Source organism: Aestuariivirga sp. (assembly GCF_037139295.1).
Lineage (GTDB): Bacteria > Pseudomonadota > Alphaproteobacteria > Rhizobiales > Aestuariivirgaceae > Aestuariivirga.
In genome coordinates, this window is record NZ_JBAXGR010000134.1 from 1 (window position 1) to 7,426 (window position 7,426).

Below are 7,426 nucleotides of genomic sequence, written 5' to 3' on the forward strand. Positions count from 1 at the left end.
TTCCAACACAATAGCAATACAAACTGGACGTGTTGCCCAGCACCACTAGGACAGAACAGACCACTGGCCCGTTGGTTTATCGACTATGATGAAAGCAGACGGCGGATTTCCGGCCTGACTGCCATGTTCTGAGTTTCTCGCAGTCGCCGCCGAAATTCGCGAGGGGTCTGACCAAACTGCTGGTGAAACGCCCGCGAAAACACTGACGGATAGGAAAAGCCGCAAGCCAGAGCAACATCCTTGATCGATTGCTCCTCATAGAACAGAAAGTTCCGTGCGGCTTGCAGGCGTACCTTCAAGTAGAGCCTCATAGGCGACTCGCGGAACACCTGATTGCAGACATAGGAAAGCGTGCGAGGCGGAATTACCACGGCCTCCGCCAGTTCGGCAAGATTGAGCGGAAAATCGAGGTTTTCCTCCATGAGTCTGACGACACGCCCCGCCAGGGGAGACCGCCCGGATTCCATGAGTCCGTCACTCCTCTGTTCGACTTCGGCATTTCGGCGTGAATGCACAAGGGCGTTTGCAACTTCGTTTGCCAGCGCCTCGCCCCTAAGGGCGCCAATCAAGTCGAGCATCATGTCGAGCGTCGCCACACCCCCGGCACAATGAACGCGCTTTTCCCGCCTAAGGAACAACTGGTTCAGTGGCCGGGCCGCAGAAAAGCGCTCCTTGAAGGTCGGCGTGGCTTCCCAATGCAGAACGACATCCGTGTCCCGTTCGGTCGCGATCAGGCCTGCCTGTGCAAGAGCAAAGGCTCCAGTATCAACCGAACCAATAATGGCCCCGAACCTTGCCGCGGCCCGCAGGCTGGAAAGAAGCTTGGGCGAGTTCCTCTGCGTGGGAAGATTGCCTTCGAAGAGCAGATAAACATGCCCGCGCGGCATCTCCTGGAGTGAGCAGTCGGCACTCAACCACATACCGTTGCTTGCGCGAACAGGCTCACCAGTTACAGAGACATAAGACCATGAAAACAAGGTCTTTCCGCTATTCTGATTGGAGATCCGTAGTGAATCACTGGCCAGAATGAGACCATTCAACGGAAACTCCGGCTGCAGAATAAAATTAAAGTGGGGAACGATGCGTTCGCCAAGCTTCTTCGCCATTCCGGTCTCCGTGGGTATGTTTTGCCAGATTTGTTCTTTAGGCTGCCATTTTTGTCAATCCTGATCCAAAAACGGGTGCAATCCTTCAATCACGGAGGAATGTCCTCCTCATAAAATCAAACCGGTGATGCCCCGTCTCACAACGGGCCGCGCGCAAGGCGTGCGGCTCATTGGGAAGTCGTGCTCACAAAGGAGCAAGTGCAGTGTCGACAGATCACCTGAAAAGACTTCTCGAAGGCTGTTATGTCACTGTCCCAACGCCGTTTTCAGATACGCCCGACCTGCCAGTCAACGAGAGCGCACTGAGACAGTACGTCAGGTTCCTGATCGACTCCGGCCTCAATGCCGACAACGCAACTTTCCTTGCCGGAGGAGCCGCCGGCGACTTCTCGACTATGACATTCGACGAACGGGTGCGGGTCGCCAGCATTGTCATCGACGAGGTCGGTGGCCGCGTACCCGTGGCAATGGGAGCCCAGACGACAAGCACGCTTGAACTGAAGCGGCTCGCTAAGGCGGCGCGCAGCCTCGGAGCCAAGTTCATCCAGGTATCCTGTCCCTTCTACTTCAGTCACACTGAGGGTGATTTTGAGGAATACATCAGGGCCGCGGCCGACGCGGAGCCCAACCTTGGGATCATCGTCTACAATACATTCTGGACCAGCCAGAACCTGTCATTCGGCATGATCGAGCGGCTTGCCGAAATTCCGAACGTTGTGGGCCTGAAATGGGCGACACCCAGAACTGACGCGATGGAATTCGAGGATGTGGTCTCGCACTTCTCCTCTCGCTTCACGATCATCGACAACAATCTCTATTTTGCACACTCTGCAATGCCCAGCCTTGGGGCCCGCGCCTTCGAGGTTCACAACTGCAATTTCTGGCCGGAATGGGGCATAAAACTCGTGAATGAGGTGCGCAGCCAAAACTATACGGAGATAGCCCGGATGCTCGTTCAGGAAGCCATGCCTTTCTACAAGCTCTGGGTCGATATCGAGAGGAACTATACCAGCGGAGACGGATATCTCGACAAGCTCTGCATGGAACTCGTAGGACTCCCATCGAGCCGCTGCAGGCCTCCGACGCGCGATATTCGTGAGCTGTACCGTGAGAGAACACGCGACATGCTCCTCGCGATCGGGGCACCGAGAGTGGTGAGTTGATACACGAGATCAAACAAAGAGAAGGCACAGCGGAAGTGTCCGAAAATCGATACGCATACTGAGATTGCCAAACAAACCCATAGGGAGACGATCCATGAAGATTTTTGGGAAGTTGATCGGCGCGGCAGCTATGGCGGCTCTGGTCGGAATGTCCGCCTCAGCGAAAGCCGAAGACGATGTGAAGTTACGACTGAACTGGATGTACTATGGTTCGCACGCAGGCTTTGCCCTTGGAAAAGTCAAGGGATACTACAAGGACGCAGGAATAAATCTCGACATACGCTCCGGAAACGGCTCCGGTTCCGCGCACCGGCTTGTTGCGAACGGCGACAGCACGTTTTCCTATGGCTCCTGCGGCTCCATGGCCAAGCTGGCTTCAGAGGGCGCTCCGCTCGTGTCAGTAATGGTGATCGATGCCATGGGAACAGAAGCCATCCTCATCAATCCTGATTCCGGCATCAAGGACATCAAGGATCTTAAGGGGAAAGCACTGCTCACAACCGCAAATGCGGGCGTGAATACGTTCTTCCCGATTGTCCTCGCCAATGCCGGGCTGGCAGAATCCGACATCACGCTGACGAATGTTGCAGACGGTGCGCTCGTCTCAAGCTATCTGCAGGGAGCCGGTGGCGCAGTTGGAATTCTCGGTGGTCTGGACGACAAGCCGGCAGAGATCAAGGCGAACGGTGGCAAAGAGCCCGTCGCGTTCCCCTATTCCAGCTATGGCGTGAACCAGGTCGGCTACTGCATCGTGGCGACCAAGGATCTCATCGAAAAGGACCCTGATCTCGTGAAGCGCTTCGTTCAGGCAACCATCAAGTCGTACAAGGAAACCGAGAAGGATCCTGTAGCCGCGGTGGCTGCCATGGGCGATATCGTCGGCGGAACCATGAATGAAGATGCCGGAAAGGCACAGGCCCTCGAAGTGCTGAAGGTGACCCTCGGCATCCTCTACTCCCCCGCCAACAAGGACAAGGTTCTCGGGCTCAACGTGGATTCGGACTGGGCTGACATGATCGCGCTCATGAAGAAGTTCAATGGCCTTGATCCGAACGCAGATCCGAAGTCCTTCTACACGAACGCTTTTGTGCAGTAGGCTTACACATACCTAAGGGGAGGCTAATGTAGCCTCCCTCCTCTTTCCGGATTTGTGATGCCCCCTTTGATTTCAATTGAGAACGTTCGGAAGACCTTCGGCAGCGGGGCCAGTCTCGTGGATGCCTTTGGTCCTGTAAGTCTTGACATCGACGAGGGCCAATTCGTTTCACTTCTCGGTCCGTCTGGATGCGGCAAGTCAACCTTGATGCTCATGCTGGCCGGTCTTCTTGATGTGACATCGGGGCAGATCATTGTCGATGGGAAGGCCGTAAAGGCGCCTCAAACAGATATTGGCATCATGTTCCAGGACAACACCTTGGTGCCCTGGCGTACCGTTCGCGGCAATGTGGATCTTCAGCTCGAAATGCGGGGCCTCAGCCCCAGCAAATACAAGGACCGCGTCCTTGGCCTTCTAGGACAGGTCAAACTCCTAGACTTTGCCGATCGCTTTCCGCATGAACTGTCAGGTGGGATGCAGCAGCGAGCCGCATTCTGCCAGGCTATGGTCCACGACCCTCATATAATGCTGTTGGATGAACCGCTCGGTAAGCTGGATGCAATGACCCGGGAGAGCATTCGGACGGATCTACAGTCGCTCTGGATGACGCGACGGCCAAGCGTTATATTCGTCACCCATTCGATCGAGGAAGCCGTTCAACTATCCTCCCAGGTAGCGGTGATCACACCCCGCCCCGGCCGGATTGACCGCCTCATAGATATCAATCTGCCGTTTCCACGGGACTTGGGAGTGAAGAACTCCCCGGAATTCATCAGTCATGTTCGAGAGATACAGGAGATATTCCGTGGCTACGGAGTCATCTGACCAGTCAAACTTAGGCGCAAAGTTTGGAGCACTGGTCAATCAATCCTGGATGTTCATCTTCTTCTTCATCGGGTTTTTCCTCGTCTGGGAATACTCCGTCGTGGTCTTTGATATCCCCAAATACATCCTTACGCCGCCGTCCGATGTCGTGCGCAATGGATGGGCTGACTTGCCCAAGCTGCTTTACTTCAGCTACATCACGGGGCTCGAGACACTGCTCGGCTATGTTGTTGCGATCATCGTTGGCTTGCCATTGGGAATGGCGATCGCGTTCTCGAGCGTATTGCGGAGAACGATCTACCCCTTCTTCGTCTGCCTAGAAATGACACCGAAGATCGCGTTCGCTCCCCTGTTCATTTCGTGGCTGGGATTTGGATTGCTGCCCAAGGTCATCATCGTATTCCTGGTATGCTTCTTCCCAATCGTCTTGAATGCAATTCTCGCGTTCAATTCCCTGAGCGAAGAGCTTACCAGGTTCTGCCGCTCAACCGGTGCGGGAGTATGGCGGACCTTTCTCAAGGTTAGATTGCCGGCCGCCATGCCCCAGTGCTTCGTCGGATTCAAGTATGCTGCGATCAATGCAACCGTTGGCGCAGCGATTGCGGAGTTCATCGGATCCGACCAAGGCCTCGGCTTTTACATTCAGATCGTCACGGGAAACATGAGGCCAGACCTTGCTTTCGCCGGCATATTCTTCCTGACGCTGATTGGCCTTCTCCTGTTTGGCGCCGTAACGCTTGCGGAGCGCCTCATCATACCCTGGCATATCTCCGTTCGCCGCGTGAGGAACACATGAAGATCTTCGTATGCATTCCGCTTACCGAGAGGCAGCAACAGAGTCTTGTTCATTCCCTAAAAGGGGATGACATGTTTTTTGTTCCGGAGAATGGCTCGGGACCCGAGGTGAAGGCGGCCTTCAATGCGAGTGAGGTGGTGTTCGGAAATCCGCCGGCTGACTGCCTTCTCGACGGAAGTCAGCCGCGCTGGATACAACTCGAATCAGTTGGTTTTGGTGAGTACCTCAATGCCGGCCTGGCGGCTGGCCCCAATCTTCCAATGATGTCCAACCTGTCCGGATTTTTCTCGGAACCTGTCGCAGAGTCAATGCTGGCGGGGATCTTGGGATTTCTCCGCGGTCTCGGCCCGCTTCAGGAACTACAGCGTCGGTCGGAATGGATGGGAGACGATCTTCGACCGCGCCTGCGCGTGCTCAAGGGTTTGTCGGTCGTAATGATTGGCAGAGGCGCGATAAACAACAGACTTGCGGAACTTCTCGCACCCTTCGACTGCCGGATAACAAGTTTCGGCAGCGACCTTGAGCTGTCAGACTTGGACGAAGCTTTACGTAATGCTGACATTGTTGCCTGCTGTGTACCACACACGGAGAGGACCATGAATCTCTTCGGGGCTGATCGATTGGCATTGCTCAAAGCCGATGCATTGTTCCTCAATTTTGGTCGAGGTTCGTTAGTTGATGAGAGCGCGCTTGCCGATGCTCTTATAGCCGACCGACTGGGAGGCGCGATCATCGACGTGACGCGAGAGGAGCCAATTCCGAATGGTCATCCTTTCTGGGCTACACCGCGGCTCATGCTCACTCAGCACACTGCTGGTGGCAGCGTTGATGAACTCGAGCGGAAAATCGAATTCTTTCTCGAAAACCTTGCGCGCTACCGGCAAGGCAAGGCGTTGCTCAGCACCATTGATTTCAGGAGAGGCTATTGATGCCCCAGATCGCTAATGCCCGCTGCATTCTGCTCAGTTCACCCTACGCTGATGCAGATGATCCAGAGATCAAGGAGTGCTTTCCGAACGGGCCCAAGCGCACCATTGGCATGGTCGAGATCACACTCGACAATGGTGTCAAAGGTATCGGCGAGGGCTACCTGGCTGTATTCGCGCCACTGGTCTTCAAGTCGATCGTAGAACTCTGTACGCCACAGGTAGTCGGCAAGGACGCTTTTGACATAGAGCGTCGCACAAGAGACCTGCGCAGTCTGTGCGATTACTGGTCTCTTCAAGGGGCAGCGCGGCACGTCATCAGCGCATTTGAAATCGCTCTCCAGGATGCCAAAGGAAAGAGCCTAGATAGGCCGGTTTATGACCTCTTAGGTGGAGCCCGCCTTGACAGCATCCAGATCTACGGAAGCGGCGGATGCTGCGACGCAAAGATACAATTCATCCGTGAACTTGAACTCCTGCAGTCAAAAGGCATTGAGCTTTACAAGATCCGCTCCGTCAAGCGGGACATTTTCCGGACAGCCTGGATATTGGAGGAGGCAGCGAAGCGGGGAATCTCCGTTGGCATCGACATGTGCCAGAATTTGGCGGACCCGCCCCAAGCCGTCGAGGACGTCGTGCATTTCGTCTCTGAAGTGCGCAAGGTCAGCCAGCAGCCTATCCTCTTTCTCGAAGAGGCTATTGGACCCGATGCTCCCGAGGGCTTCAAGGCACTGAGGCGGCAGATCGATATCCCAGTCTACGGTGGCGAGATCATCACCACGCCCAAGGAAATGATTACGCGCATGAAGGATGGCGTCTACGATGGCGTGCAACCAGATGCTTCCGTCATGGGGGGTATCTCAGCGGTGATGGACATTTTTGCCGCCTCAAGGGAAACAGGCACTCGTGTTGTTGTTCATGCCTGGGGAGGCGCTGCGGCCATCATGGCAAGCTATCACGCAGCATTTGCAGCGGACGGAGATCTCGTCGAGTATCCGATGCTCGATTTCCCGCTGGGAGCGGAGATGATCGGCGACCAGGGGCAAATCGTAAGTGGGCGCCTCATCAGGCCAACCACGCCTGGGATCGGCGTGACACTTACGCCAGAAATGGAGGCGCGCTACCCGTTCGACCCCGCGGCCGTTTATAGTTGTGCGCTGATCGATTTTGGACCGCCACCAGATGAGTATTGGAGAGACTAGACAGGACCACAGTCATATTTACGCTTGCTCCAGTGTTTGGACAGGCCATTGCTATCTTCAACGTCCAGACTCATATCCGCATAAAAAATACAGCAGAGCCAAAAGCTGTCAGCAAGTAACTCTTGAATGCTCTCAGGCGAGAGATTGATTGATTTTCCGTAACTGCCCAGGTACTGGCTGAGGTGGCGGGGATAACGGCTTGAGAAATTTGTCTGGACATCCCCGGGGTTTGGCGAATCAAGATTTGGATGAGTCGGGCCAAATCAGAGGATCGGTCGAGAGATGATGAGTTCCTTACCATCATCGCCTCCC

The 7,426-nt window shown here is 55.1% G+C and carries 8 protein-coding genes; 6 read left to right on the plus strand and 2 right to left on the minus strand.

The genetic code is table 11. The annotated features are described in order from the left end of the window. Window positions 1-83 precede the first annotated feature (83 nt). Window positions 84-1,106: a helix-turn-helix domain-containing protein gene (locus WCJ41_RS19120; RefSeq protein ID WP_336907432.1), complete on the minus strand. Its 1,023-nt coding sequence runs from the start codon at window positions 1,104-1,106 to the stop codon at window positions 84-86. Between the two features lie 203 nt (window positions 1,107-1,309). Here WCJ41_RS19120 and WCJ41_RS19125 point away from each other — a divergent pair, with 203 nt between their 5' ends. From WCJ41_RS19125 to WCJ41_RS19150, 6 genes are all read left to right on the plus strand, one after another. After that, entirely contained in the window at window positions 1,310-2,269 is a 960-nt protein-coding gene (locus WCJ41_RS19125; protein ID WP_336907433.1) for a dihydrodipicolinate synthase family protein, read from the plus strand. 94 nt (window positions 2,270-2,363) lie between these two features. Then, a complete protein-coding gene (locus tag WCJ41_RS19130; RefSeq protein ID WP_336907434.1) occupies window positions 2,364-3,365 on the plus strand; it encodes an ABC transporter substrate-binding protein in 1,002 nt (333 codons plus the stop codon). 57 nt (window positions 3,366-3,422) lie between these two features. After that, window positions 3,423-4,190 (plus strand): ABC transporter ATP-binding protein, encoded by a 768-nt coding sequence (locus WCJ41_RS19135; RefSeq protein WP_336907435.1) that lies wholly within the window; start codon window positions 3,423-3,425, stop codon window positions 4,188-4,190. Continuing rightward, window positions 4,171-4,986 (plus strand): ABC transporter permease, encoded by an 816-nt coding sequence (locus WCJ41_RS19140; protein WP_336907436.1) that lies wholly within the window; start codon window positions 4,171-4,173, stop codon window positions 4,984-4,986. Before WCJ41_RS19135 ends, WCJ41_RS19140 begins: the two co-directional genes overlap by 20 nt. Then, window positions 4,983-5,915: a D-2-hydroxyacid dehydrogenase gene (locus WCJ41_RS19145; protein ID WP_336907437.1), complete on the plus strand. Its 933-nt coding sequence runs from the start codon at window positions 4,983-4,985 to the stop codon at window positions 5,913-5,915. Before WCJ41_RS19140 ends, WCJ41_RS19145 begins: the two co-directional genes overlap by 4 nt. Next, window positions 5,915-7,114 (plus strand): mandelate racemase/muconate lactonizing enzyme family protein, encoded by a 1,200-nt coding sequence (locus WCJ41_RS19150; RefSeq protein ID WP_336907438.1) that lies wholly within the window; start codon window positions 5,915-5,917, stop codon window positions 7,112-7,114. The genes WCJ41_RS19145 and WCJ41_RS19150 overlap by 1 nt, the downstream gene beginning before the upstream one ends. Window positions 7,115-7,184: 70 nt before the next feature. Here WCJ41_RS19150 and WCJ41_RS19155 read toward each other — a convergent pair. Continuing rightward, window positions 7,185-7,426: hypothetical protein (locus tag WCJ41_RS19155; protein WP_336907439.1), on the minus strand; the 242-nt coding region annotated here is incomplete at its 5' end.

Excerpts from the sequence above, each read along its gene's own strand:
- WCJ41_RS19130 (WP_336907434.1), top strand. The coding sequence starts at position 2,364 with ATGAAGATTTTTGGGAAGTTGATCGGCGCGGCAGCTATGGCGGCTCTG.
- WCJ41_RS19120 (WP_336907432.1), bottom strand. The coding sequence starts at position 1,106 with ATGGCGAAGAAGCTTGGCGAACGCATCGTTCCCCACTTTAATTTTATT.
- WCJ41_RS19150 (WP_336907438.1), top strand. The coding sequence starts at position 5,915 with ATGCCCCAGATCGCTAATGCCCGCTGCATTCTGCTCAGTTCACCCTAC.
- WCJ41_RS19145 (WP_336907437.1), top strand. The coding sequence starts at position 4,983 with ATGAAGATCTTCGTATGCATTCCGCTTACCGAGAGGCAGCAACAGAGT.
- WCJ41_RS19135 (WP_336907435.1), top strand. The coding sequence starts at position 3,423 with ATGCCCCCTTTGATTTCAATTGAGAACGTTCGGAAGACCTTCGGCAGC.